Origin of the sequence: Micromonospora sp. MW-13 (assembly GCF_003434305.1) — a bacterium.
GTDB lineage: Bacteria > Actinomycetota > Actinomycetes > Mycobacteriales > Micromonosporaceae > Micromonospora.
The window spans coordinates 702,589-728,114 of the sequence record NZ_QKKX01000009.1 but is presented as its reverse complement, the minus strand read 5'-3'; the positions used below and the strand labels follow the sequence as shown (position 1 = coordinate 728,114).

Annotated in this window: 22 protein-coding genes; 10 read left to right on the top strand and 12 right to left on the bottom strand. The window is 75.8% G+C overall.

Annotated features, from left to right (window positions below; translation table 11 throughout):
* Positions 1–4: 4 nt before the first annotated feature.
* On the bottom strand, positions 5–493 hold the full coding sequence (locus C5N14_RS33745) for a potassium channel family protein (RefSeq protein ID WP_117666725.1): 489 nt from the start codon (positions 491–493) through the stop codon (positions 5–7).
* A gap of 76 nt (positions 494–569) precedes the next feature.
* On the opposite strand from C5N14_RS33745, the gene C5N14_RS07365 reads away from it, so the two are divergent.
* Positions 570–1,022, top strand: coding sequence for a GNAT family N-acetyltransferase (locus C5N14_RS07365; RefSeq protein WP_117666723.1), 453 nt, complete (start codon positions 570–572; stop codon positions 1,020–1,022).
* 162 nt (positions 1,023–1,184) lie between these two features.
* Here the strand turns inward: C5N14_RS07365 and C5N14_RS07360 are convergent, their stop codons facing one another.
* The 4 genes from C5N14_RS07360 to C5N14_RS07345 form a co-directional block, all read right to left on the bottom strand.
* The gene (locus tag C5N14_RS07360; RefSeq protein ID WP_117666721.1) at positions 1,185–1,901 is read right to left on the bottom strand and encodes an ABC transporter ATP-binding protein; all 717 of its coding nucleotides are present in this window, start codon (positions 1,899–1,901) and stop codon (positions 1,185–1,187) included.
* Positions 1,898–2,890, bottom strand: a complete 993-nt coding sequence (locus C5N14_RS07355) for an ABC transporter ATP-binding protein (protein ID WP_117666719.1) — start codon at positions 2,888–2,890, stop codon at positions 1,898–1,900. Before C5N14_RS07355 ends, C5N14_RS07360 begins: the two co-directional genes overlap by 4 nt.
* A gap of 1 nt (position 2,891) precedes the next feature.
* Complete coding sequence (locus C5N14_RS07350; RefSeq protein WP_117666717.1) at positions 2,892–5,579, bottom strand: FtsX-like permease family protein; 2,688 nt, start codon at positions 5,577–5,579, stop codon at positions 2,892–2,894.
* 268 nt (positions 5,580–5,847) lie between these two features.
* Positions 5,848–9,021, bottom strand: coding sequence for an FtsX-like permease family protein (locus C5N14_RS07345; protein ID WP_117666715.1), 3,174 nt, complete (start codon positions 9,019–9,021; stop codon positions 5,848–5,850).
* 167 nt (positions 9,022–9,188) lie between these two features.
* Here C5N14_RS07345 and C5N14_RS07340 point away from each other — a divergent pair, with 167 nt between their 5' ends.
* The gene (locus C5N14_RS07340) at positions 9,189–9,485 is read left to right on the top strand and encodes a hypothetical protein (protein WP_207892627.1); all 297 of its coding nucleotides are present in this window, start codon (positions 9,189–9,191) and stop codon (positions 9,483–9,485) included.
* 78 nt (positions 9,486–9,563) lie between these two features.
* Here C5N14_RS07340 and ligD read toward each other — a convergent pair whose 3' ends face one another.
* Positions 9,564–10,592, bottom strand: a complete 1,029-nt coding sequence (gene ligD / locus C5N14_RS07335; protein WP_117666713.1) for a non-homologous end-joining DNA ligase — start codon at positions 10,590–10,592, stop codon at positions 9,564–9,566.
* A 47-nt stretch (positions 10,593–10,639) separates the two neighbouring features.
* Here ligD and msrB point away from each other — a divergent pair, with 47 nt between their 5' ends.
* From msrB to C5N14_RS07310, 4 genes are all read left to right on the top strand, one after another.
* Positions 10,640–11,050: a peptide-methionine (R)-S-oxide reductase MsrB gene (gene msrB, locus C5N14_RS07330; RefSeq protein WP_117666711.1), complete on the top strand. Its 411-nt coding sequence runs from the start codon at positions 10,640–10,642 to the stop codon at positions 11,048–11,050.
* Positions 11,051–11,300: 250 nt separating this feature from the next.
* A complete protein-coding gene (locus C5N14_RS07320; RefSeq protein ID WP_117666709.1) occupies positions 11,301–11,561 on the top strand; it encodes a Prokaryotic metallothionein in 261 nt (86 codons plus the stop codon).
* Between the two features lie 45 nt (positions 11,562–11,606).
* Entirely contained in the window at positions 11,607–12,062 is a 456-nt protein-coding gene (locus C5N14_RS07315) for a GNAT family N-acetyltransferase (protein WP_117666707.1), read from the top strand.
* A gap of 128 nt (positions 12,063–12,190) precedes the next feature.
* Complete coding sequence (locus C5N14_RS07310) at positions 12,191–13,276, top strand: lytic polysaccharide monooxygenase (protein ID WP_117666705.1); 1,086 nt, start codon at positions 12,191–12,193, stop codon at positions 13,274–13,276.
* A 191-nt stretch (positions 13,277–13,467) separates the two neighbouring features.
* On the opposite strand, the gene hemQ is transcribed toward C5N14_RS07310, so the two are convergent.
* From hemQ to hemE, 3 genes are read right to left on the bottom strand one after another with little or no spacing between them, the layout of a single operon-like run.
* Positions 13,468–14,169, bottom strand: coding sequence for a hydrogen peroxide-dependent heme synthase (gene hemQ / locus C5N14_RS07305; RefSeq protein WP_117666703.1), 702 nt, complete (start codon positions 14,167–14,169; stop codon positions 13,468–13,470).
* The gene (hemG, locus tag C5N14_RS07300; RefSeq protein WP_117666991.1) at positions 14,166–15,575 is read right to left on the bottom strand and encodes a protoporphyrinogen oxidase; all 1,410 of its coding nucleotides are present in this window, start codon (positions 15,573–15,575) and stop codon (positions 14,166–14,168) included. Before hemG ends, hemQ begins: the two co-directional genes overlap by 4 nt.
* 10 nt (positions 15,576–15,585) lie before the next feature.
* Positions 15,586–16,677, bottom strand: a complete 1,092-nt coding sequence (hemE, locus tag C5N14_RS07295; protein ID WP_117666701.1) for a uroporphyrinogen decarboxylase — start codon at positions 16,675–16,677, stop codon at positions 15,586–15,588.
* Between the two features lie 134 nt (positions 16,678–16,811).
* Between hemE and C5N14_RS07290 the strand changes: the two genes are divergently transcribed.
* Positions 16,812–17,384 (top strand): DUF3000 domain-containing protein, encoded by a 573-nt coding sequence (locus tag C5N14_RS07290; RefSeq protein ID WP_117666699.1) that lies wholly within the window; start codon positions 16,812–16,814, stop codon positions 17,382–17,384.
* A 108-nt stretch (positions 17,385–17,492) separates the two neighbouring features.
* Here C5N14_RS07290 and C5N14_RS07285 read toward each other — a convergent pair whose 3' ends face one another.
* Both C5N14_RS07285 and C5N14_RS32890 read right to left on the bottom strand, forming a co-directional pair.
* Positions 17,493–18,560, bottom strand: a complete 1,068-nt coding sequence (locus C5N14_RS07285; protein WP_243639281.1) for a hypothetical protein — start codon at positions 18,558–18,560, stop codon at positions 17,493–17,495.
* A gap of 76 nt (positions 18,561–18,636) precedes the next feature.
* Complete coding sequence (locus tag C5N14_RS32890; RefSeq protein ID WP_243639234.1) at positions 18,637–19,893, bottom strand: S1C family serine protease; 1,257 nt, start codon at positions 19,891–19,893, stop codon at positions 18,637–18,639.
* 201 nt (positions 19,894–20,094) lie between these two features.
* Here C5N14_RS32890 and C5N14_RS07275 point away from each other — a divergent pair, with 201 nt between their 5' ends.
* The 3 genes from C5N14_RS07275 (at position 20,095) to C5N14_RS07265 (ending at position 24,959) form a co-directional block, all read left to right on the top strand.
* Positions 20,095–21,435, top strand: coding sequence for a ribonuclease D (locus C5N14_RS07275; RefSeq protein WP_117666697.1), 1,341 nt, complete (start codon positions 20,095–20,097; stop codon positions 21,433–21,435).
* Positions 21,436–21,639: 204 nt separating this feature from the next.
* On the top strand, positions 21,640–22,860 hold the full coding sequence (locus C5N14_RS07270) for a thiolase family protein (protein WP_117666695.1): 1,221 nt from the start codon (positions 21,640–21,642) through the stop codon (positions 22,858–22,860).
* Positions 22,857–24,959 carry a 3-hydroxyacyl-CoA dehydrogenase NAD-binding domain-containing protein gene (locus C5N14_RS07265; RefSeq protein WP_117666693.1) on the top strand — a complete coding sequence of 701 codons (2,103 nt, stop codon included), beginning with the start codon at positions 22,857–22,859 and terminating at the stop codon, positions 24,957–24,959. Before C5N14_RS07270 ends, C5N14_RS07265 begins: the two co-directional genes overlap by 4 nt.
* Before the next feature lie 156 nt (positions 24,960–25,115).
* Here C5N14_RS07265 and C5N14_RS07260 read toward each other — a convergent pair whose 3' ends face one another.
* Complete coding sequence (locus C5N14_RS07260) at positions 25,116–25,499, bottom strand: VOC family protein (protein ID WP_117666691.1); 384 nt, start codon at positions 25,497–25,499, stop codon at positions 25,116–25,118.
* Between the last annotated feature and the right edge of the window lie 27 nt (positions 25,500–25,526).

The window sequence follows — 25,526 nt, the reverse complement described above, 5'->3', positions numbered from 1 at the left end:
CGGCTCACCCGAGGCGGCGGCCCCGGCCGCGCCTTCCGGCCGCCCCCGGCGGGGCGGGTGAGGGGGCCGGCTCGGCCGGCAGGACGATCCCGTGCCGGGCCGCCAACTCCTCCAGCAGCGCCCGCATCCGCCGCACGTCGGCCTTCAGCTCCTCCTGCTCGGCGTGCTCGAAGGCGTCGTCGTCCACGATCAACTGGCTGGCGAAGTGCGCGGTGATCAGCGGGATGACCAGCAGCACCATGGTCGAGATGAGCAGCGCCGCGAGGGCGCGCCCCGCGCCGGTGGTCGGCGAGATGTCGCCGTACCCGACGGTGGAGGCGGTCACCACCGCCCACCACACCGAGTCGGTGGCGCTCTTGTGCTCCACGTGGCTGTAGATGACCCCGGCCACCATGATCATCAACAGGTACGACGCGATCAGCGTCCGGGGCGAGTTGGCGAACCAGACCAGCCCCCGGTAGACCCAGCGGAACGGCAGCAGCAGGACGTCCATGCCGCATCATGCTGCCCCCTGCCGGCAAACCCGGTCGCCGGGGCATCGCCCCGGGTCGCTGTGCCAGGCTGACGCCATGCGCACCCTGATCCTCCGGGAGGCGGTCCGGGCCGACCTGCCGGCCGTCATCGCCCTGCTGGCCGACGACATGCTGGGCAAGACCCGCGACTTCACCGAGGTCGACGAGGCGTACGAGAGGGCGTTCGCGGACATCTCCGCCGACCCCCGCAACCACCTCGTGGTGGCCGACGAGGACGGGGTGCTGGTGGGCTGCATGCAGATCACCTACATCCCCGGGCTCGGCCGGCACGGGGCCGAGCGGTCGCTCATCGAGGCGGTGCGGGTGCGCTCGGACCGCCGCGGGCAGGGGCTGGGGCGGGAGATGATGCGCTGGGCGATCGACCAGGCCGAGCGGCGTGGCTGCGCGCTGGTGCAGCTCACCACGGACAAGAGCCGCCCGGACGCGCACCGCTTCTACCGGGGCCTCGGCTTCACCGCCAGCCACGAGGGCATGAAGCTCACCCTCTGACGCCCCCTCCCCCTTCTCCCCCTCCCCCCTCCCCTCACGCGCGCCGATCATGGAGTCGTGGTGCCCGGTATACGCCGTCGCACCCCTTTCACGGGGCACCACAAGTCCATGATCGACGGGGCGGGGGGTGGGGTGAGGGTGACGGGGCGGGGGTGGGGTGGGTTAGGTGGGGAGGAGGTGGCCGTCGCGGAGGGTCAGGGTGCGGTCGGCCAGCTCGATGAGGGCCGGGTCGTGCGTGGCGACCAGCGCGGTCATCCCGCGCGCGTGGACCACCGCCCGGAGCAGGTCCATGATCGACCGGCCGGTCTCCGAGTCGAGCTGGCCGGTGGGCTCGTCGGCGATCAGCAGGTCCGGCTCGTTGGCCAGGGCCCGCGCCAGTGCCACCCGCTGCTGCTGCCCGCCGGAGAGCTCGTACGGCCGCTGCGCGGCGTGCCCGCCCAGCCCGACCAGCTCCAGCAGCACCGACACCCGCTCCTCCCGCTCGGCGGCGGGCACCTTCGCCAGCCGCAGCGGCACCCCGACGTTCTCGGCGGCGGAGAGGATCGGGATCAGCCCGAAGGTCTGGAAGACGAAGCCGACGGTGCCCCGGCGCAACCGCAGCAGCTCCCGCTCGCCGGCCGCGCCGAGGTCGTGCCCGGCCACCCGGACCTGCCCGGAGTCCGGCCGGTCCAGGCCGCCGACCAGGTTCAGCAGGGTGGTCTTGCCGGCGCCCGACCGCCCCCGTACGGCGACCAGCTCACCCTTGCCCGCGGTGAACGAGACGTCCCGGACGGCGTGCACGGCGCGCTCACCCCGGCCGAAGGTACGGCTCAACCCGGAGACCCGCACCACCTCCTCGGTGGTGGCGGCCGTCGGGCGTGGGAACGGCTGCTCGGTCATGCGTCACTCCGTTCGGCTTCGGTCCGGTCGCCCGGCCGCACCTCGACGTGGTCGGGTTCCAGGTTGAGTCGTACCCGGTCGCGCAGGGCCAGCGCGTCCACGAAGGACGCCGGGAGTTGCATCCGGCCCGTGCGGTCGAGCACCGCGTACTCCTCGCTGACCAGCTCGGTGGCGCCGTCCGCGCCGATCCGGGCGGTGCGGCGTACCTCGGAGGAGGTCCGGCCGTCGCGGATCGCGACGGTCCGGCGGACCTGGGTGGCCACGGCCTGGTCGTGGGTCACCACCACCACCGTCACCCCCAGCTCCGCGTTGATCTGCCGCAACGCGGCGAAGACCTCGGCGCCGGTGGCCTCGTCCAGCTCGCCGGTCGGCTCGTCGGCGAAGAGCACCTCCGGGTCGTTGGCCACCGCCACCGCGATCGCGCAACGCTGCTGTTCCCCGCCGCTGAGCTGCCCCGGCCGCCGGTCGGCGAGGTGGCCCACGCCGACCAGGTCCAGCAGCTCCCGGGCCCGGTCCCGGCGGACCCGCCGCCCGCGCCGCCCGGCCAGCTTCATCGGCAGGTCGACGTTCTCCAGGGCGGTCAGGTACGGCAGCAGGTTGCGCCCGGTCTGCTGCCAGACGAAGCCGGCCATCTCCCGGCGGTAGCTGAGCCGGCGGCGGGCGGAGAGGGCGAGCAGGTCGTACTCGGCGACCCGGGCGATGCCGGCGGTCGGGGTGTCCAGCCCGGACAGGATGTTCAGCAGGGTCGACTTGCCCGACCCCGACGCCCCGACGATCGCGACCAACTCGCCCCGGTCGATGACCAGGTCGAGGCCCTGCAACGCGACCACCTCGACGCCGTCGCTCTTGAAGATCCGCACCAGGCCGTCGCAGACGATGTGCCCGCGCAGCCGGTCCTGCCCGCCGGCCCGCTCGGCCGCGCGCTGCGCGGCCCGCTGTTGCAGGGCGGCCAGGTCCGGTACGGCGGACGCCTCCACGGTGGCTGTCATCTCAGCTCTCCTCTCCGAGCCGCAGCACCTCACCGAGGCGCAGCCGGCGGTTGTTCAGCGTCTCCACGGTCACCGCGAGGGCCAGCGCCACCGCGCCGACCACGAGCACGGCACCGACCAGCCCGGGCGAGAACGCGACCCGGACCGGCGCGCCCCCGGTGAACGCGGCCAATCCGAGCGCCGGGGTGAGCAGCAGGGGCAGCAGCGCGCCCGTCACCGCGCCGGTGAGCAGCGCGACGGCGACCAGCGGCGTCAGCTCGACCAGCAGCAGCGCGCGCCACTGGCGACGGGACAGGCCGAGGGTGCGCAGCCGGGACAGCACCTGACCCCGGGCCCGCGCCCCGGCGAGCACCGCGAAGGCGATCGCCAGCAGGCCGAGGACGGCCCCGCCGGCCGCGCCGGCGGCGAAACCGAAGACCAGCAGGCCGTTCGCGCCGCCCCCGCCGAGCGAGTCGCGGGCGTCCCGCCAGGTCGTCACCTCGGCGCCGCGCGGTCGCTCCCCCGCGACGACTGCGCCGCCGGTCTGGTAGCGGCGCTGCCCCTCGTCGCCCGCCTGCCGCAGCGCCTGCACGTCGAACCCGTCGCCGGCGACCAGGAACGCCGTCGGCACCGGGCCGGTCGGGCCCGGGGCGGGCAGCGCCTGCCAGGGCAGCACCACGAACCGGTCGGTGGCGGGCGGGACGAGCGGGAAGTCCTCCGCCGTGCCGGCCACCCGGAACGGGTAGCCGCGTCCCTGCACGGACACCAGGGCCGAGGAGTCGAGGCCCCTGCGGGCCAGGTCCGCGGCGAGCGCCGGGGAGACCAGCGCGGGCGCCGGCCCGGGTGCGGGGTCGCCCCGCAGCAGCGGCGGCACCGAGACCGCCAGCCCGGCGTCCCGGGCCGCCTCGGCGAGCCCTGGCCCGTCGACCAGCAGCACGGAGACGGCGGCGAGGCCCGCGTCGGCGCCGCGCGGGTCGGCGATCCGCAGCGCGGTGTCCCGCACGATCGGGGTGGCCCGCCGGACGCCGGGCAGCTCCCGGAGGGCGGCGCCGGTGTCGGGGGCGAGCCGCTCGCCGTCGACCAGCGCGGACGCCGGCACGGCCAGCGTCGCCGTCCGGTCCCGGCCGGCCTCGATCCCGGTGGCCACGACGGCGCAGAACGCCGCCGTCGCGATCGCCACCACCACGACGACCACCGGGGCGGTGGCGGCCGACCGGCTCGCCTGGGCGGCGCCGAGGAACGTCACGCTGCCCCGCAGCCGGGCGGCGACCCGGCTCAGCAGCCGCAGCGGCCAGGGGTAGAGCCGCAGCGCGAGCACCGCCGCCGCGACGGCCAGCAGCACCGGGACCGAGGTGAGCAGCGGATCGACCGACCCCGGGGTCAGGCCCCGGCGTCGCAGCAGCACGACGGCCAGCACGGCCAGCGCCACTACCAGCAGTTCCACGGTGAGCCGGCGGACACCGGGGCGGGCGGAAACCAGGTCGCGCCGGCCGCCCGGGACGGCCGAGACGGCCAGCGCGGCCAGCGGCAGGGCCAGGGTGGCCAGGGTCGCCGTGGCCAGGACCAGCCAACCCGTCCCACCGCCGGAGCCGGGCAGCAGCCGGCCGAGCAGCCAGCCCAGCGCCGCAGCCGGCGGGACGACCAGCAGCGACTCGGCCAGGCTGCGCAGCGCGCCGCTGGTCGGTGCGCCGCCCCGGGCGACCAGCAGGGCGAACTCGGTCTCCCGGCGGCGGGCCGCGAGCCGGGCGGCGAGCCCGATCAGCCCGGCCAGGGTGGCGAGCACCCCGGCGGCGATCACCGCGAGCAGCGTCCGCGCGGCGGAGAGCGCGTCGAGGAACTGCTGCAACGGGACGTCCACCGCCTGGGTGACGTTCAGCCCCGCCGGGGGCTCGCGGACCAGCAGCCGCACGCCGTCGATGACGCCGCGCAGGTCGGCGACGTCCATGCCGTCCCCGGCCAGCCGGTACCGCCAGGAGAACCGGACCGGCCCGCCGGTGGCGGCCACCGCGTCCAGGCCGGCGTCGCCGGTCACCGCCACCATCTCGTACGGCTCCCCGTCGCCGGCCGGTTCGGTCACCCGCAGGACCGGCGGCAGCGTGTCCCAGATCCCGTCCGCCGGTCGGGTCGGCTCGAAGACGCCGACCACGAGCAGCGACAGCGGCGCCGTCCCCTCCCCGGCCCAGCCCAGGCGGCTGCCGGCGCGCAGGTTCACCTTCTGCGCCGTGTCGGCGGCCAGCGCGACCTCGACCGGCCGGCCCGGCCCGGCCGCCTCGGCCGGCCAGCGCCCCTCGACCAGGGTGGCCGCCTCCGCGACGCCGTGCATCGCGCGCAGCCGGGACACGACGAAGAGGTTCTTCGCCGCCAGGTCCGGCCCGGTCAGCCCGCCGAATGCGGTCTCCGCCACGTACCAGCGGCTGTCCACCGCATTCCGGACCGGGGGCGGCATGCCCGCCTGGAACGCGTCGAGGTCGCGGCCCCGCGCCGCGCTGACCGGCCCCTGGCTCCGGTCGACCGGCTCCTCGGCGGTGCTCAGGGTCAGGTCCCGCTCGGCGACCGGGCGGCCGGCGATGTACTCCCGAAGGCCCTGCTGCGCGAGCCCGTCGGCGACGCGGGGGATCCCGGTCACCAGCAGGACGGCCACCAGGGCCAGCACCCCCAGCAGCAGGAACTGCCCGCCGAAGGCCCGCACCCGGCGGGCGGCCCCGGTCATCGGCTGCCCGCCCCGGGACGCACGGTCGCTGCACTCACTGCTCTCCCCCGATCCGGGGCCGCGCCGCCGCGGCCCACCGGCCCGCGCCGGGCCGCGACCGCGCCGACGTTGTTGACTGATCCCCGCCGGACCGCGACCGCGCCGCCGGACCGCGCCGGCCCCCGCCGGACCGCGACCGCACCGCCGGACCGCGCCGGCCCCCGCCGGGCCACGACCAGGCCATCGGACCGCGCCGGCCCCCGCCGGGCCGCGACCAGGCCATCGCCGTTCACTGGTCACCGCCGAACCGCAGCTGCGCCGCCGCCACCCGCTGGCGCAGGCCGGCGGCGAGCGCCGTGCTGAACGCGAGCGCCGCCAGCAGCAGGCCGAGGGCGGTGCCGACGACCGGCAGCCAGGGCAGCGCGAAGGCCGCCTCCGGCACCGGTCGGTCCGCCGCCCGGGTGAGCACCACGAGGGGGGCCATGGTGGCACCCACCCCGGCGCCGACCAGCAGCCCGACGCCGACGCCGATCCCCGCCAGGAAGGTCTGTTCGGCAAGCAGGGCGCGGGCCAGCAGCCGTGGCGTCGCGCCCAGAGTGTGCAGAACGGTCAGCTCCCCGATCCGCCGGCGCGCGGTGGCCCAGACGTCCACGCCCAGCCCGACCAGGGCGAGCAGGACGGAGCCCAGCGCCGCCGCGAGCAGGCCGGTGCGGGTGCCGAGCCAGTACGGGTCACGGTCGGCCTCCGCCGCCGTCGCCCGCCGGTCCAGCACGGTGACCCCGGGCAGGTCGGCGACCGCCCGCACCGCCTCCGGGTACCCGCCGGGGTCGGTGCGCACCCACCACTCCGAGACCGGCCGGACCGCACCCTTGGCGCGGATCAGCCAGTCGACCGCGGCGGGCAGGTCCAGCAGCATGCCGGCGGCCGATCCGGTGGCCGGCACCGCCTCGACCTCGCCCACCACCTGGACCGGCAGGGTGGCCCCGGAGAGACTGACCTGCATCGTGTCGCCCCGGCCGACGCTCAGCGCCCGGGCCACCTGCGGGGTGATCAGCGCCGGAACGGGCGAGCCGTCCCCAGCCGGCACGACGGCGAACCGGCTGGATGGCTGCGACGCGAACCGGCCGCCCGCGACGATGTCGATCCTCCGGCCGGCGCGCAGCTCCCCGTCGCCGACCCGGACCGGCTCGCCCTGCTGCGGGCCGTCCGTCCGGGTCGTCCAGTCGCCGGTCAGCCGTACCGGGCTGGCCGTCCCGGCGGCGTCCAGCGCGCTCAGCCCGGTCACCTCCAGCCGGTAGCCGGAGCCCAGCGCCGGGCCGCCGGTGACCTCGAAGCCGGCCAGCCGGAAGGCCCGGCCGCCGGTGTCGGGCAGGTCCACCGCCGCCGGTACGGGCCGGCCGTCGCTGCCCGCGTCGGCCAGCGGCAGCGCCCAGGCATCGCCGTCGGCGGTGGTGAGCAGCACGGACACCGCGATCCGGTGCGGACGCAGCGCGCCGGCCACCGGGGTACGGACGGTGCCGGCGAGCCGGCGGGCGGTGGCCGGCAGTTCGACGCCGGCGGGGGCGGCCCGGCCGCGTGCCTGCCGGTCGAGCAGGGCCCGGGCCGGCTCGTCGGCGAGCCGGACCACGTCCGGTGCCGCCGCCGCGTCCAGGCTCAGCACGCTCACCGGCAGGTCCTCGCGGCCCACCCGGATGTCGTCGCGCCAGGCGGGCAGCACCCGGTCGACGCCGGGCACCCCGGCCAGCCGTCCCGCCCGGTCGGCCGGCGCGGCGCCGGAGCGCTCGACCAGCCGCAGGTCGGCGCCGACGCTGTGGTCGGCCTGGTCGACGTGCGACCGTTCCCCGGTGGTGACCAGCGACCAGGCCAGGGTGCTGCCGCCCACGGCGAGCGCGAGCAGCAGCACCGGGCCGGCGTGCGGACGCCGGCCGGCCTGCCACATGCCCAGCATCGTGGCGGTCCAGGGCCGGGTGTCGACGAACCGCTCGGCGAACCGGGTGGCCGGCGGCAGCAGGCGCAACGCGACCACGGCGCCGGCCAGCACGCCCAGCGTCGGCGCCGCCACCAGCAGCGGGTCGACGCCGAGCCGGCCGCCCGCGCCGGCCAGCGGGGAGGAGTACTGCCGTAGCTGGGTCCAGGCGAGCACGGCCAGGCCGACCAGGGCCAGGTCGGCGCCGGCCCGCTGGGCCGTGGCGGCCCGGCTCGGGCGGGACCGGGCCGCCAGGTCGGCGACGTACGTGCCGGCCCGGCGCATCGCCGGCAGCACCATCGCCACCAGGCAGCCGGCGGCCGTGGCGGCGGCGACCGCCCAGGTGAGCGTGCTGCCCGCGGCCGACGGGTCGGCCCACGCCTGGCCCCGGCCGACGTGGCGCAGGGCCTCGGCGGCGAGCGGCGGCCCGAGCAGCGCGGCCGGGAGGACCACCAGGGCCGCCTCCCGGGCGGCCAGGCCGGCGATCTGCCGCCGGGCCGCGCCCCGGGCGCGCAACAGCGCCGTCTGCGCGCGGCGGTCCTCGTTGAGCAGGGCGGCCACCAGCACCAGCGCGTAGCCGCCGAGGACCAGGATGAGCAGCAGCGGGGTGAGCAGCGAGGAGCGGCCCACCAGGTCGGCGCGGCCGAGCCGGTCGATCAGCCGGTCCATCGTGGTGACGGTCTGAGCGGACGAGCCGAGCCCGCTCGCCTCGGGCAGCTCGGCGACCTGGGTGGCGACGGCCCGCTTCACGGCCTCCAACCGACTCGGCTCGACGGCGGCCAGGTCGGGCTCGACCAGCCAGGACGCCGACGTGGTGCCGGGGAACGTCCGGTCGAAGTCGGTCGGGTCGAGCAGGAACGGCCCGTACGACGTGGCGGAGCCGGCGGCGACGGCACCCGGCGCGAGCCGCCAGTACGACTCGGCCGGGTCCCGGGGCCGGAAGAGCCCGACCACCTCCACCTGGCTGGTCCGTTCGCTGGCCCGGTCCCGCAGCGGCACCCGCTCGCCGACGGTCAGGCCGAGCAGGCCGGCGACCCGTTCCGGCAGCAGGGCCTGCATCGGCTCGGCCCCGCGCTCGGGCTGCCGCCCGGCGACCAGGTCCGCGTGGCCGGTCAGGCCCTCCAGCGTGGCCAGCGCGGCGAAGACCGGATCGGTGCCGACCCGGGCCGCCCCGAGGTCGCCGGTCAGCTCGCGCCCGGTGCCGAACCGGGCCCCGCGTACCGCTACGGGCGCACCGCCGAGCCCGGCGGCGAAACGCTCCCGGACGGCCCGGTCCCGGGCGGTGTAGGCTGCCCGGTCCGCGCCACCGGAGCCGCTGACCAGCAGGCTGCGTTCCTGCGCCGGGGACGCGGCGAGCACCGCCCGCTGCCCCGCGTCGACGGCCCGCCGGTTGTAGTCGGCCAGCCCGGTGACGAGGGCGATCGCCACCAGGGCCGCCGCCACCGCGGCGAGCAGCAGTCCCCGGGCCGCCCGGGCCCGCCTCCACACCATCGCCATCGCGCCGCCTCCCTGGGCCCAGCGGGCCGACGATCACAATGACCCGCTGCGGGCCCGGAAAGGTTCGCGCCCGTTATCCGACCGTTATGGTGGTGGTGCGGCGCGGCCGACCGTATTGCCCCGCCCGTGGTCACCGGTCCGGGCGTCGAACTGCTTGGATGGCGGTCATGGACATCGCCCTCGCCGTGCTGATCATCGCCGTCGTACTGCTGCTGGCCGCCCAGCTCGTCGGGCCCCGGCAGGACCGCAGCACGCCCCGACGGCTGGCCGAGATCGAGCGACGCCTGCAACTGGTGATGGACCACCTCGGGGTGGTGGACGAGCGGCCGGCGCCGCCCGGGGTCCGCGAGTACCTGGCCCGCGGCGAGAAGCTCAAGGCGATCAAGGCGTACCGGGCGGCGACGGGCACGGACCTGCGGACGGCCAAGGAGGCCGTGGAGGCGATGATGGGCCCGCTCCGTTGAGCCGGGGCCGGGGCCGGACGACGTGAGCGACGGGCGTCCACCCGGTCGACGTGAGCGGCCCGGGTGCTCCGCAGGCGGTCAGCGCGGGCGGTCGCGGTCCTTGGAGGGCTGCACCCGCTTCGGCTCGCCCGGCATCTTCGGGTGGTCCGGCGGGTACGGCATGTCGCCCTGGCCCGCCGTGGCGTCCCGGTCGGCCCACTCCAGCAGCGGGGTGATGTCCCACGGGGCGTCGTCGATGCCGGCGTGCGGGTCGCCCCGCTCGGCCAGCCGGGCCGGGACGCTGCCCAGGTGGAACTCGTCCGGGTCCACGTCGGGCAGTTCGTCCCAGGTGACCGGGGTGGACACGGTGGCCCGGGCGTTGGCCCGCAGCGAGTACGCGCAGGCGATCGTGCGGTCCCGGGCCATCTGGTTGTAGTCGACGAACACCCGCTCGCCCCGCTGCTCCTTCCACCAGGCGGTGGTGACCAGGTCGGGGCGGCGGCGCTCCAGCTCCCGGGCCAGCGCGATGGTGGCCCGCCGCACCTCGGTGAACGTCCACCGGGGCGCGATCCGCAGGTAGACGTGCACGCCTCGGCCGCCGGAGGTCTTCGGCCAGCCGGTCGCGCCCAGTTCGCCGAGCAGGGCGCGCACCTCGGCGGCGGCGGACGTCGCGTCGGCGAAGTCGGTGCCCGGCTGCGGGTCGAGGTCGATCCGCAGCTCGTCGGGGTGGTCGACGTGGTCGGCGCGCACCGGCCACGGGTGGAACACGACGGTGCCCATCTGGGCGGCCCAGGCCACATGGGCGAGGTCGGCCGGGCAGAGCTCGTCGGCCGTCCGGCCGCTGGGGAAGCTGATCCGGGCGGTGCGCACCCACGGCGGCACACCCCGGGTGGGCACCCGCTTCTGGAAGAACATCTCCCCGGCGATGCCGTCGGGGAAGCGTTGCAGCGTGGTGGGGCGGTCCCGCAGGGCGCGCAGGATGCCCTCGCCCACCGCGACGTAGTAGCCGAAGACGTCCGCCTTGGTGAAGCCCCGCTCCGGGAAGATCACCCGGTCCGGGCTGGTCAGTCGAACCGTGTGGCCGGCCACCTCGATCTCCGTGGCCGTTGCCTTCGTGCTGCCGCCCATTCCGAGACCATATGCCACGGCACCGACACCCGGCGTACCGTTGTCGGGTGAGTCTTGACGAGAACGAGCTGCCCCGAACCGAGGACGAGTGGCGGGTCCGGCTGAGCCCGGAGGAGTTCCGGGTGCTGCGCGAGGCCGGCACCGAGCCCGCGTGGACCGGCGAGTACGTGGACACGAAGACCCCCGGCGTCTACCACTGCCGCGCCTGCGGGGCACAGCTCTACCCCAGTGACACGAAGTTCGACTCGCACTGCGGCTGGCCGAGCTTCGACGACGCGCTCCCGGGCGCGGTGAAGGAGATCGAGGACGACAGCCACGGCATGCGGCGTACGGAGATCCGTTGCGCGCGCTGCGACAGCCACCTCGGCCACGTCTTCCGGGGCGAGGGGTTCACCCCGAAGAACACCCGGCACTGCGTGAACTCGATCTCCGTCCGGCTGGAGCCGGCGCAGGGCTGAGGCGCGGGCGCCCGCCGGCCGGCCGGCGCGTCCCGGGGCAGGCAGAACGTGACGCGGGTCTGGTTGCCGGAGAGCCTGCTGCGCCTGATCATGTCATCCTCCGGGGTTCGGGGCTCCCACCAGGCTCAACGGCCGACACGCCGGCCCGACACGCCGCCGCGACGGTCGGCTTCGGCCGTTCCGGCCGCCCGGATCGGGCCGCTGCCGCACGCTGTGGGGACACACATGTCCTTTCTCGGGGGGTCCGGCCATGGCGACGTGCGAAGTCTGCGGCAACGACTACTGGATGGCGTTCGAGGTGCGTACGGTCAGCGGCGACGTGCACACCTTCGACTGCTTCGAATGCGCGGCGCACCGTCTGGCGCCGATCTGCGAACACTGCCAGGTCAAGATCGTCGGCCACGGGGTCGAGGTCTCGGGGCGCTTCTTCTGTTGCGCCCACTGCGCCCGGCAGGAGGAGGGCGACCGGGGCGCGGAGATCCGCGACGCCGTCGGCGGCCGCCCCCGCTGAGCGGGCCACCGCGTCCCGCCGGGCCCGGGCACCTACCATCACCGGATGCCGCCGCAGACCGTCGAGGCCCGACTCGCCTCCTTCGCCGAGCTGGACGCCCGCACCCTCCACGACCTGTTCCGGCTCCGCGTCGACGTGTTCGTGGTGGAGCAGGCGTGCCCGTACCCGGAACTGGACGGCCGGGACATCGAGCCCGGCACCCGGCACCTGTGGCTGACCCGCGACGGCGCCGTCGTGGCGTACCTGCGGATCCTGGCCGACCCCGGCGGCGTGGCGCGGATCGGCCGGGTGGTGGTGGCGCCGGACGCCCGGCGCGGCGGGTACGCCGGGCGGCTGATGGCCGAGGCGCTGGCCGTGGTGGGCGACCGGCCGTGCGTGCTGGACGCGCAGTCCCACCTGGCCGGCTTCTACGCCCGGCACGGCTTCGCCGTCAGCGGGCCCGAGTACGTCGAGGACGGCATTCCGCACACCCCGATGCGCCGGGAAAGCGCCATCCATTGACATAAGCGAATGGATGTGGAAATCTGCGCGAGCAGGAGCCGCCACGGGATCAGCACGAGCCGGCAGGGAGGGGCAACTCCCGCCGTCCGGGCGTCGTCGCAGTCCGAACCTCTCACCCGGAGGCTCCCATGCCCACCCTTGTCCGCAGGCGGTCCACGCCGCTCCTGGCAGCCTGGCTGCTCGCCGCCGGCGCGGTCGTCGCGCTGCTGCTCACCACCGCCCTGGCGAACTCCGCGTCCGCCCACGGCTCGGTCGTCGACCCCGCGTCCCGCAACTACGGCTGCTGGCAGCGCTGGGGCGGCGACTTCCAGAACCCGAACATGGCCACCCAGGACCCGATGTGCTGGCAGGCCTGGCAGGCCGACCCGAACGCCATGTGGAACTGGAACGGCCTGTTCCGCGAGGGCGTCGCCGGCAACCACCAGGCCGCCATCCCGGACGGCCAGTTGTGCAGCGCCGGCCACACCTCCAGCGGCCGGTACGACGCGCTCGACACCGTCGGCGCGTGGAAGACCGCGCCGGCCACGAACAACTTCCGCATCAAGCTGTACGACCAGGCCAGCCACGGCGCCGACTACATCCGGGTGTACGTGACGAAGCAGGGCTTCAACGCGCTCACCAAGCCGCTGGCCTGGAGTGACCTGGAACTGGCCGGCCAGATCGGCAACACCCCGGCGGCGCAGTGGACGCCGGAGACGCAGGGCGTGTCGATCCAGGTGCCGGCGAACGCGCCGGGCCGCACCGGCCGGCACGTCGTCTACACCATCTGGCAGGCCAGCCACCTGGACCAGTCGTACTACCTGTGCAGCGACGTGGACTTCGGCGGCGGCCCGACCACCCCGCCGCCGACGACCACCCCGCCCACGACGGCCCCGCCCACGACGGCCCCGCCCACCACGCCCCCGGCGACCGGTGGTTGCGCGGCGGCCTACCGGGTCACCTCCTCCTGGGCCGGCGGGTTCCAGAGCGAGGTCGAGGTGACCGCCGGCGCGTCGGCCATCAAGAGCTGGACGGTGACCTGGACGTACGCCAACGGCCAGCAGGTCAGCTCGTCGTGGAACGCCACCGTGACCAGCAGCGGGTCCACGGTGACCGCCCGCAACGTCGCGTACAACGGGACGCTGGCCGCCGGGGCGAAGACCGCCTTCGGCTTCCTCGGCTCCTCGACGGGCACCAACACCGCGCCGACGCCGACCTGCACGGCGACCGTCTGATCCCCACCGACCGACCAGGCACGACCGCCCCAGCCGGGCTGGGATCCACGCCCCCCACCGGCAAGATCGCGCCTGATTCACGGAATCAGTGGCTGTCCCGGCCGGGACAGCCACTGATTCCGTGAATTTGCACGGACCGCACGGTCGGCGGGGTTGGTGGTGGCCTCAGGTGTCGCGGCCAGGGCCTGCGCTCACATCAGGCAGGAGACGATGTCGGCGATCGGGCGGCGGCGGCCGGTGTAGAACGGGATCTCCTCCCGGACGTGCCGGCGGGCGCCGGACCCCCGCAGGTCGCGCATCAGGTCCACGATCCGGTGCAGTTCGTCGGCCTCGAAGGCGAGCATCCACTCGTAGTCGCCGAGGGCGAACGAGGCGACCGTGTTGGCCCGCACGTCCGGGTAGCCCCGGGCCATCTTGCCGTGCTCGGCCAGCATCTCGCGCCGCTCGGCGTCCGGCAGCAGGTACCACTCGTACGAGCGGACGAACGGGTAGACGCACAGGTACGCCCGGGCCTCCTCGCCGGCCAGGAACGCCGGGATGTGGCTCTTGTTGAACTCCGCCGGGCGGTGCAGCGCCATCTGCGACCACACCGGGGTCATCGCCCGGCCCAGCGTGGTCCGGCGGAACCGCAGGTACGCGTCCTGGAGCGCGTCGCTCGACGACGAGTGCCACCAGATCAGCAGGTCGGCGTCGGCGCGCAGCCCGGCCACGTCGTACGTGCCGCGAATTGTCACGTCCTTGCCGGCCAGCTCCTCGAACAGGGCCTCGACCTCGCCGGTGACGTTCTCGCGCAGCGAGGGCAGCGGGCTGGTGGCCCGGTACACCGACCACATGGTGTAGCGGATGCTGTCGTTCAGCTCCCGCAGCCGTGCCGCGTTGGTCTGCTCGGTCATGCTGCCGATCCTCCCAGTGCTGTGATGATCTCCTCGGCCGCCGTCGCGCCGGAGCGGACGCAGACCGGGATGCCGACGCCGTCGTAGCCGGCGCCGGCCAGGGCCAGCGTCGGGTGCGCGCCGCGCAGTGCCGCCCGGACGGCGGCAACCCGGTCGGCGTGCCCCGGGGTGTACTGCGGCAGCGCCCCGCCCCACCGCTGCACGTGGCTGGCCACCGGCGCGGGCAGCGCGGCGCCCAGCACCTTCGACAGCTCCCGGTGCACCGTGTCCACCAGGTCGGCGTCGGCGACCTGGAGGGACGCCTCCTCGCCGTACCGGCCGACGGAGGCGCGCACCAGGGCCGGCCCGTCCGGCCGGGCCAGGTGTCCCCACTTGGTGGTGAAGAACGTCGACGCCTTGATCAGCAGCCCCTCGGTGGCCGGCACCAGGAACCCCGACAGCGCCGGCAGCGCCGGCTCGGGCAGGGCCAGGGTGATCAGGGCGACGCTGGCGTAGTCCAGCGCGCCGACGGTCGCGGCGGCCGTCGGCGCGACGCCGGCCAGCAGCCGGGCGGCCGGGCGGGCCGGCACGGCCAGCACCACGGCGTCCGCCGCCACCAGCTCCGGGTCGCGGGTCGGGCCGACGGTCAGCCGCCAGCCGGTCGCCGTCGGGGTCAGCTCGCGCACCGCCGCGTCCCGGCGGATCGTCGCCCCGCTGGCCGTGGCGGCGGCCTCGACCAGCCGGCTCAGCCCACCGGCCAGGGTGCCGAAGACCGGGGCGCCGGGCGCGCGCGGCGCGGCGGCCTGCGCGGCCCGGACCGCGCCGACCAGGGTGTGCTCCGTGCGGGCCGCGCGGGCCAGCGCCGGCATCGTGGTGACCAGGGACAGGTCGTCGGCCCGGCCGGCGTAGACGCCGCCGAGCATCGGGTCGACCAGCCGGTCCACCACCTGGTCGCCGAGCCGGGAGCGGACCAGCGCCCCGACGGAGACGTCCGCGCCGGGGGCCAGCAGCGGGCGGCCGGCGTCCCGGTCGGCGTCCGCGGCCGGCTGCGCGACCGTCGTCACCTTCGCCAGATCCCCGGGTACGCCCACCAGCGTCCCGCCCGGGACCGGGCGCAGCCCCCCGTCGACGGCGAGGGCGGCCTGCCCGACGGTCGGGTGCACGATCTCGCCGGCCAGCCCGAGCCGGCGGGCCAGGGCGACGGCGGCGGACTCCCCGCCGGCCGGGTCGCGCATCAGGAACGACTCGGCGCCGAACTCCACCGGCTGCCCGGCCAGCTCACCGGTGCGCAGCTTGCCGCCGAGCGCGCCGGACTGCTCGTACACGGTGATCTCGGTGCCGGCGGGCGCGCGGGCGCGCAGCCGGACGGCGGCGGCCAGCCCGCTGATCCCGCCCCCGACGATCGCCACCCGCCACGGCTGCCGCACGGTCACTCCCTCACTCCGCCGGACGCGCGGACACCTCGTGCACCAGCGCGACCACCCGGGTCAACACGTCCGGGTCGGTCTCCGGCAGCACGCCGTGACCGAGGTTGAACACGTGGCCGGGGGCGGACCGGCCCTCGGCGAGGATCCGCCGCACCTCGGCCTCCACCACCGGCCACGGGGCGAGCAGCACCGCCGGGTCCAGGTTGCCCTGTACGGCCTTGTCGGCGCCGATCCGGCGGGTCGCCACGTCCAGCGGGGTACGCCAGTCCACCCCGACCACGTCGGCCCCGGCCTCGCCCATCGCGCCGAGCAGCTCGGCGGTGCCCACCCCGAAGTGGATCCGGGGCACCCCCGCGTCGGCCAGCCCGGACAGCACCTTCGTCGAGTGCGGCAGCACGTACCGCCGGTAGTCGGCCTCGGACAGCGCGCCGGCCCACGAGTCGAACAGCTGCACCGCGGACACCCCGGCGTCGACCTGCACCCGCAGGAAGGACAGCGTCACCTCGGCCAGCCGGGCGCAGAGCGCGTGCCACAGCTCCGGCTCGCCGTACATCAGGGCCTTGGTCCTCGCGTGGGTGCGCGACGGGCCGCCCTCGACCAGGTAGCTGGCCAGGGTGAACGGCGCGCCGGCGAACCCGATCAACGGGGTGTCGCCCAGCTCGGCGACGAGCAGCCGGACCGCGGAGTCCACGTAGGAGACGTCGTCGCGGCTGATCGGCCGGATCCGCTCCACGTCGGCGGGGGTGCGCACCGGCTCGGCCACCACCGGCCCGGTGCCCGCGACGATGTCCAGGTCCACCCCGGCGGCGGCCACCGGGACCACGATGTCGCTGAACAGGATCGCCGCGTCGACCCGGTGCCGGCGCACCGGCTGGAGGGTGATCTCGGCGACCAGGTCGGGGCGGCGGCAGGACTCCAGCATCCCCACGTTCTTGCGGATCTCGCGGTACTCCGGCAGCGACCGGCCGGCCTGGCGCATGAACCAGACCGGGGTGTGCGGGCCGTCCTCGCGCCGGCTGGCCCGGACGAACGGGGAGTCGGCCGGTCCGCCGCGGCGGGGTTCTCCGTCTCGGGCTGCGGTGCCCGTGGTGTCGGTGGTCATCGCGGCAATCGTGCCACGCCCCCGGTGCCGCTCCCCCACCCCCGCCACCTTTTGTGACCCACCCCCGCCCGGCGGGGCGGCCCGTCGGCGTGCCGTTACGGCGGCGGGGGCGGCAGGCGGCATAGGCTGCCCGCATGGCCCCCCCGATCGCGCTCCCGGAGACCTTCGCCCGCGCGGTCGCCGGACTGCGGTCGGCCGCGCCCCGGTCGGAGATCGTCCTGGAGGAGGTCGGCGCGCCGCAGCGGCTCGCGCCGTACGCGTTCGCGCTCTCCGCGACGGTGCTGCGCGACGACGACGAGGTCGCCACCGGGCGGTTGATCCTGCTGCACGACCCGGCCGGTCACGAGGCATGGCAGGGCACCCTGCGGCTGGTCACCTACGTCACGGCGGAGCTGGAGGCCGACCTCGCCGCCGACCCGCTGCTGCTCGGGGTGGGCTGGACCTGGCTGACCGACGCGCTGGACGCCCAGGACGCCCCGCACCGGGCGATCGGGGGCACGATCACCCAGACGATGTCGACCCGGTTCGGCGACCTGGCCGGGCCGCCGACCGTCGCCGACATCGAGATCCGGGCCTCCTGGACGCCGCTCGGCGAGGACCTGAGCCCGCACCTGCTGGCCTGGTGCGCGCTGCTCGCCTCCACGGCGGGCCTGCCGCCGCCCGGGGTGACGGCCCTCCCGGAGCGCCGCCCGGCCGGCGCCGCCTGACCCGCGCTGGGCCGGTGAGCGACCCGGCGGGACGGACGGGGCCGGAGACGACGCGGGCCACGCCAACCGGACCGGGGTCCGGCGGCGCGGCCCGGGCGGGCCTACCCGTCAGAGGTAGTCCTCGGCCTCGTCGCAGACCTTGTTCATCCCCTGGGTGGCCTTGTCGTACGCGGCCTTGTTGTTCGCCGCCGCCGCGGCCAGCGCGCTGGTGAGCTTGTCCAGGCAGGTGGCGATGACCTTCTTCTGCCGGGCCTGCTCGTCGCGGTCGTTGCGGGTGCCGGTGAGGTCCTGCTCGGTGGTGGAGAGCTTGTCCCGCACGCCCTGGAGGTCCTTCTTGAGCTTCTCGATCTCGGTCTTGTTCGCCGTGATCGTGCCGTCCCGCTCGCTGACCTGGGCGGTCAGCCGCTTCTCCGTGCGGTCCAGCTCGTTGCCTTTGGTCACGTAGAGGCCGGTCATCACGCCGCCGAGGACGAAGAGCAGCCCGGCCACCAGGGCCAGCACCAGCACGCTGCGCCGGCCCTTGCCGGCGGCGGGCGCCGCCGGGCCGTACGGCGGCGCGCCGGGCGGGCCGGACATCGGCTGGCCGAAGCCCGGCCCGGAGGCCGGGGGCACCGACATCGGCTGGGCGTACCCGGGGGCGGAGACCGGCGGGGTGGAGACCGGCGGGCCGAACGGCGGGGCGGACTGCGGCGGCTGCTGGCCGTAGGCCGGCGCGGGCGGGGCCGACTGCGGGGCGCCGTAGGCCGGCGCGGGCGGGGCCGACTGCGGGGCGCCGTAGGCCGGCGCGGGCGGGGCCGACTGCGGGGCGCCGTAGGCCGGCGCGGGCGGGGCCGACTGCGGGGCGCCGTAGGCCGGCGCGGGCGGGGCCGACTGCGGGGCGCCGTAGGCCGGCGCGGGCGGGGCCGGCTGCGGGGCGCCGTACTGGCCCGGCTGCGGCGCGCCGTACTGGCCGAACTGCTGGGTCGGCTCGGCGGGTGGCGGGGGGTTGCCGTACTGGCCGAACTGCTGGGTCGGCTCGGCCGGCGGCTGGGGGGTGCCGTACTGGCCGGGGGCGAACTGTCGGGTCTGGTCGGCCGGCTGGCCGGTCGGGCCGTACTGCTGGGGCACGGGCTGGCCGGGGCCGGCCGGCGGCGGGTAGGGCGGCTGGTCCCCGGACCCGGTCGGTGGCTGGGACATGTTTTCTTCCTCCAGGTGACTGGCCCGCTCTCGGACGACGGCGACGGAGCGGGCTGGTACGAGGGCGACGGCCGGGTCAGCAGATCTGGAAGCCGTCGCAGGCGACCTTGATGGGTACGGCGAGGCCGATGCCCTCGGCGTCGCGGGCCTTGGCGGTGGCGATCCCGACGACCTGCTTCTGGCCGTTGATCACGGGACCGCCCGAGTTGCCGGGGTTGATCGGTGCGTCGAACTGGATGACCGGTCCCGAGCCCTGTCCGGCCTCGCGGAAGGCGCTGACCACACCGGTGGTGACGCTGTCCTGGAGGCCGAGCGGGGCGCCGACCACGACGATCTGCTGGCCGGACTTGACCGCGGTGGACGCCGTCACCAGGCCGGTGAACTTGCTGGTGGTGCGCAGTTGGGCGATGTCGTTGGCCTCGTCGACCCGGACGATGGTGGCCGGGTAGCGCTGGTCGGTGCGCTCCAGGAAGACCTCCCGGCCGCCGCCCTGCCAGACCGACTCGACCACGTGGAAGTTGGTGAACAGGTTCGTCCCGCCGCCGCTGGCCGGCTTGCCGACCGCGAAGGCCGTGCCGGTGAACTGCCCGGCCCGGACCCGGAACACGCTGGGCAGCACCGCGCTGGCCACCGCCTCGGGGTTGAACTGGGCCCCGGCCTGCTTCTCCAGGACCTGGGTCCGCTGGTCGAGGTCGTCGAGCCGGGTGCCGTCGCCCTGCTGCGCGGCGGCCAGCCGCCCGTCGGTGTCGGCGAGCCGGCCGGAGAGCCGGTTGAGCTGGTACGCCTGCACGCCGGCCACCACGGCCAGCACCACGGCCAGCCCGAGCGCGACCAGGGTGAGTGCGCGGCCCCGGGCGCGCGGGGCCGGGGCGGCGGCCGGGGCCGGTGCGGGCCAGGCCGGCCCGGGGTGGGGAGCCGGCGCGCCCTGCGGCGGGTACGCCGGACCGGGGCCCGGGGGCGGCCCGGCCGGAACGCCCGACGGGGCCGGCTGCTGCCCGTGGACCGGCGGGTACTGGCCGGCGGCGGGGGCGGCCCCCCCGCCCCACTGGCCGGCGTTCGGCGGCGGGGACCAGGCGGCCTGACCGGGAGTGGCAGCCTGACCGGGGGCGAGGGCCTGACCGGGGGCTGGGGGCTGGACGGGGGCCTGGCCGGGGATGGCGGGCGGGTACGGGGCGGCGGCGCCCCGGGGCGGGACGATCCGTGGTGGCAGCGGGCCGGGCCGGGCCTCGGCGTCCCGCGCCTCGGCGGCACGGGCCGGGTCCGGCCAGCCACCCCCGGAACCATCGCCGGGCCCCTGCCCCGCGCCCGTCGGACCGTACCCAGCCGTCGTCATCGCCACGCCCTCCCCGTAGACGCCCCCGGTGCCGCGCCGGCGCGGGTTCGTCCCCGGTCGGCGGCCCGAAGACCGTACCTGCGCTGTCGCGCATTGTCTCCCCCGGTGTCCGACCCTGCCATGCCGGGTCAAGCCGCCGGCACCGACACGCGCCGTACCCGGCTACGCGCGCCGGATCGCCCGGCGCACTAGGGTTGTCAGGTGACCGACGAACCACCCCTGCGCCGTCGGGCCGCCGCAAGCCGCACCGGAGACGAGCCGCACCACCCGCCGTCGGCAGCACCGGAGCCGGTGGACGCGGGGCCCGAACCGACCGACGGCGGGCCCGTGCCGCTGACCGCCCCCCACGACGGCACCCCCCTGCCCGTGTCCACCGAGGCCGAACTCGCCGAGGTGGTGGCCCGGTTCGCGGCCGGCACCGGCCCGGTCGCCCTGGACGCCGAGCGCGCCTCGGGATACCGCTACAGTCAGCGCGCGTACCTCGTCCAGCTGAGGCGGGCCGGTGCGGGGACAGCGCTGATCGACCCGCTGCCGCTGCCCGACCTGAGCACCCTGGACGCGGCGATCGCCGACACCGAGTGGGTGCTGCACGCCGCCAGCCAGGACCTGCCCTGCCTGGCCGAGGTGGGGCTGCGCCCGCGCCGGCTGTTCGACACGGAACTGGCCGCTCGGCTGGCCGGATTCGAGCGGGTCGGCCTGGCCGCGCTGACCGAGCAGCTACTCGGCTTCAGCCTGGAGAAGCACCACTCGGCGGCGGACTGGTCGAGCCGGCCGCTGCCGGAGTCGTGGCTCACCTACGCCGCCCTGGACGTCGAGCTGCTGACCGACCTGCGTGACGCCCTCGACGCGGAGCTGACCCGGCAGGGCAAGTCGGCGTGGGCGGCGGAGGAGTTCGCCGCGCTGGTGCGCAACGGCGCCCGCCCGCCCCGGGTCCGCGCGGAGCCGTGGCGGCGCACCTCGGGCATCCACCGGGTGCGCGGCGCCCGCGCCCAGGCCCGGGTCCGCTCCCTCTGGTACGCCCGGGACCAGATCGCCGCCCGCCGGGACGCCGCGCCGGGCCGGGTGCTGCCGGACTCGGCGATCGTGGCCGCCGCGGAGCTGGACCCGCGGGACGAGCAGACCCTGCTCACCCTGCCCGGGTTCGGCGGCCGGTCGGTGCGCCGGTTGGCCCGCACCTGGCTGACGGCCCTCGACGACGCCCGGGGGCTGCCGGACGACGCGCTGCCGGTCACCCCGGCGGTGGAGGGGCCGCCCCCGCCGCACCGCTGGGCGGAGCGGGACCCGGTGGCGGCCGGCCGGCTGGCCCGGTGCCGGGAGGTCGTGGTCCGGATCGCCGGCGCGCACACCCTGCCGCCGGAGAACCTGATCGCCCCGGACTCGATCCGCCGCCTCGCCTGGACCCCGCCCGACGAGGTCACCGAGGACACGGTGGCCGAGACGCTGCGCGGTTTCGGCGCCCGCGAGTGGCAGATCGCCCTCCTGGTCGACGACCTCACCCCAGCCCTGACCCCCCACCTCCCACCCCCCGACCTCCACCCCTGACCCCCAACCCCCGCCGGCCGGCCTACGGCCGCCCGGCGGGGGTTGGGGGGTGGGTGTGGGGTGGGACACAGTGGGGTGGGTGCCAGCGGTGGTTACTGGCGAGTAGCATCCGAGGGACCACGCCCGTGCCGGCGACCTTCGTTCGGTCCGCAGCGCCGCCTGTCGGCGCGGAGGCCGAATCGTGGTCGAAAAGGAGGCTCACAAGTGCCCCGTGAAGTCCGGGATGTCGTCTTCGTCGACGGCGTCCGCACCCCGTTCGGCAAGGCGGGTGGCATGTACGCCAACACCCGCGCCGACGACCTGGTGATCCGCTGCATCCGCGAGCTGCTGCGCCGCAACCCGCAGCTACCGCCGGAGCGGGTCGAGGAGGTCGCCATCGCCGCCACCACCCAGATCGGCGACCAGGGCCTGACCATCGGGCGCACCGCGGCCCTGCTGGCCGGCCTGCCCAAGACCGTCCCCGGCTTCGCCATCGACCGGATGTGCGCCGGGGCGATGACCGCCGTCACCACCGTGGCCGGCGGCATCGCCATGGGCGCGTACGACATCGCGATCGCCGGCGGCGTCGAGCACATGGGCCGGCACCCGATGGGCGAGGGCGTCGACCCCAACCCGCGGATCGTCGCGGAGCAGCTGGTCGACCCGTCCGCGCTGGTCATGGGCGCCACCGCGGAGAACCTGCACGACCGGGTCCCGCAGGTCACCAAGCAGCGCGCCGACGCGTTCGCGCTCGCCTCGCAGCAGAAGACGGCGAAGGCGTACGCCAACGGCAAGCTCCAGGGCGACCTGGTCCCGATGGCGATCCGTGACGCCGACGGCGGCTGGGGGCTGGCCGCCGTCGACGAGGCGCCCCGGGACACCTCGCTGGAGAAGCTCGCCACCCTCAAGACCCCCTTCCGCCCGCACGGCAAGGTCACCGCGGGCAACGCCGCCGGCCTGAACGACGGCGCCACCGCGAGCCTGCTCGCCGCCGAGGACACCGCCCGCGAGCTGGGCCTGCCGGTCGCCATGCGGCTGGTGTCGTACGGCTTCGTCGGCGTCGAGCCCGAGGTGATGGGCGTCGGCCCGATCCCGTCGACCGAGAAGGCGCTGCGCATCGCCGGCCTGAGCATCGGCGACATCGGCCTGTTCGAGCTGAACGAGGCGTTCGCCGTGCAGGTGCTCGCCTTCCTCGACCACTTCGGCATCGCCGACGACGACCCCCGGGTCAACCAGTGGGGCGGCGCGATCGCCATCGGCCACCCGCTCGCCTCCTCGGGCGTGCGGCTGATGACCCAACTCGCCCGGCAGTTCGCCGAGCACCCCGAGGTCCGCTACGGCCTCACCGCCATGTGCATCGGCATCGGCATGGGCGGCACGGTCGTCTGGGAGAACCCGCACTGGACCGGTTCCGCCGCGCAGGCTGCACAGGAGGGCAACAAGTGAGCGCGCTCGCCGCACCGAACGAGGTGGTCACCCGGGCGCTGCTGCGCCAGGTGAACGTGCCGGGGCTGGACCGGCCGGCCGCCCTGATCACCCTGGACAACGGCTTCGACCACACCAAGCCGAACAGCTTCGGCCCGGGCGGCCTGACCAGCCTGGACGAGGCGATCACGGCCGCCCTCGCGGCCGATCCGGCGTTCGTCGCGGTCACCGGCAAGCCGTACGTCTTCTGCGTGGGCGCGGACCTCACCAGCCTGCCGCAGCTCGCCGACCGGGCGCAGGCCCTGGAGATCGGCCGGCTCGGCCACCGGGTCTTCGCCCGGCTGAAGGACAGCCAGGTCCCGACCTTCGCCTTCGTCAACGGCGCGGCGATGGGCGGCGGCCTGGAGCTGGCCCTGCACTGCCACTACCGGACCCTGTCCGGCGGGGCCTCCGCGCTCGCGCTGCCCGAGGTCTCCCTCGGGCTGGTCCCCGGCTGGGGCGGCACCCAGCTCCTGCCGAACCTGATCGGCATCCCGGCCGCGACCCAGGTGATCCTGCAGAACCCACTGATGCAGAACAAGATGCTCAAGCCGAAGCAGGCCGCCGAGCTGGGCATCGCCGACGTGCTGCTGGAGCCGGCGGACTTCCTGGAGCGGTCCCTGGAGTGGGCTGCCGGCGTGGTCCGCGGCGAGGTCACCGTGACCCGGCCCGAGGTCGACAAGGACATGTGGGCCGGCGTGCTCTACTTCGCCCGGCAGACCCTGGACCAGCGGCTGCACGGCGCGGTCCCGGCCGCGTACCGGGCGCTGGACCTGCTGGAGACGGCGAAGGACGCGGACTTCGCGACCGGCACCGCCGCCGAGGACGAGGCGCTGGCCGACCTGGTCTTCTCCGAGGAGCTGCGCAGCGGGCTGTACGCGTTCGACCTGGTGCAGCGGCGGGCCAAGCGGCCGGCCGGCGCGCCGGACAAGGGCCTGGCCCGCCCGGTCACCAAGGTCGGCATCGTGGGCGCCGGCCTGATGGCCAGCCAGCTCGCGCTGCTGTTCGCCCGCCGCCTCCAGGTGCCGGTCGTCATGACCGACCTGGACCAGGGCCGGGTCGACAAGGGCGTGGCCTACGTGCACACCCAGATCGAGAAGGCCGTCTCCAAGGGCCGGATGGACAAGGGCACGGCCGCCAGGCTGTACGGCCTGGTCGGCGGCTCGCCGAAGGCGGAGGCCTTCGCCGCGTCGACGCCGGGCCAGCTCACTTCGTTCGCCGACTGTGACTTCGTCATCGAGGCCGTCTTCGAGGATCTGAACGTCAAGAAGCAGGTCTGGGCCGAGCTGGAGAAGATCGTTTCCCCGGAGGCGGTGCTCGCCACCAACACCTCCAGCCTGTCGGTCAGCGCGATGGCCGAGGAGCTGGCGCACCCGGAGCGGGTGGTCGGCTTCCACTTCTTCAACCCGGTCGCGGTGCTGCCGCTGCTGGAGATCGTCCGGGGCGAGCGGACCGACGACGCCACCCTGGCCACCGCGTTCGCGGTCGGCAAGCAGCTCAAGAAGTCCTCGGTGCTGGTGTCCGACGCCCCGGCGTTCGTGGTGAACCGGCTGCTCACCCGCTTCCTCGGCACCGTCTTCGCCGCCGTGGACGCGGGCACCCCGCTGGACGTGGCGAACGCCGCGCTGGACCCGCTGGGCCTGCCGATGCGCCCGCTCGCCCTGCTCCAGCTCGTCGGCCCGGCCGTCGCGTACCACGTGGGCGGCACCCTGCACGCGGCGTTCCCCGACCGGTTCGGGGTCAGCGAGAACCTGAAGCGGATCGCCGAGTCCGGTCAGCCGATCGTGGTCGACGACCAGATCAACGACGAGGTGGCCAAGCTGCTCGTGGTCGGCGACCAGCCGCTGACCGCCGAGCAGGTGCGGCAGAACGCGCTCGACGCGCTGGCGCAGGAGATCTGGCTGATGCTCGACGAGGGCGTCGTCGCGGAGGCGCAGGACATCGACCTGTGCATGATCCTCGGCGCCGGCTGGCCGTTCCACCTGGGCGGCGTCACGCCGTACCTGGACCGGACCGGCACCAGCGAGCGGGTCACCGGCCAGCGGTTCCTGCCGCCCGGCGCGGCCAGCCTGCCCGCCTGACCCAGCCCGCTCAGGCCAGGGCCGAGTTCGTCGTCCTGCGCGGCGAGATCGAGCAGCGGTCCTGAGCCACGCGTGACCGGGCCCCCCGCGCCGTCGGCGCGGGGGGCCCGTACCGTCCGGCGGATCACCCCGACGGGGCCCGGTCCGCCGGGCGGGTCACGCCGTCGCGGCCCGCTCGGCCGCGCTGCGCAGCACGCAGAACTCGTTGCCCTCCGGGTCGGCGAGCACCACCCAGCCGGTGCCGTCCGACTGTCGCCGGTCGTCGACCTGGGTGGCGCCGAGCGCGAGCAGCCGCTCGACCTCGGCGTCCCGGGGCCGGTCGGCCGGTTCCAGGCACAGGTGGACCCGGTTCTTCACCGTCTTGTCCTCCGGCACCTGGAGGAACAGCACGGTCTCTCCGGCGGGGGTGAGCACCATCGCCTCCGGGTCACCGGGGAAGTCGTCGGGCTGCCGCTCGGAGCCGAACACCTGCGCCCAGAAGCCGGCCAGGGCGTAGGTGTCGTGGCAGTCGAAGCTGATGTTCCTGATCCGTGCGCTCACGGTGTTTCCTCCGTGGTGGAGTGGAGC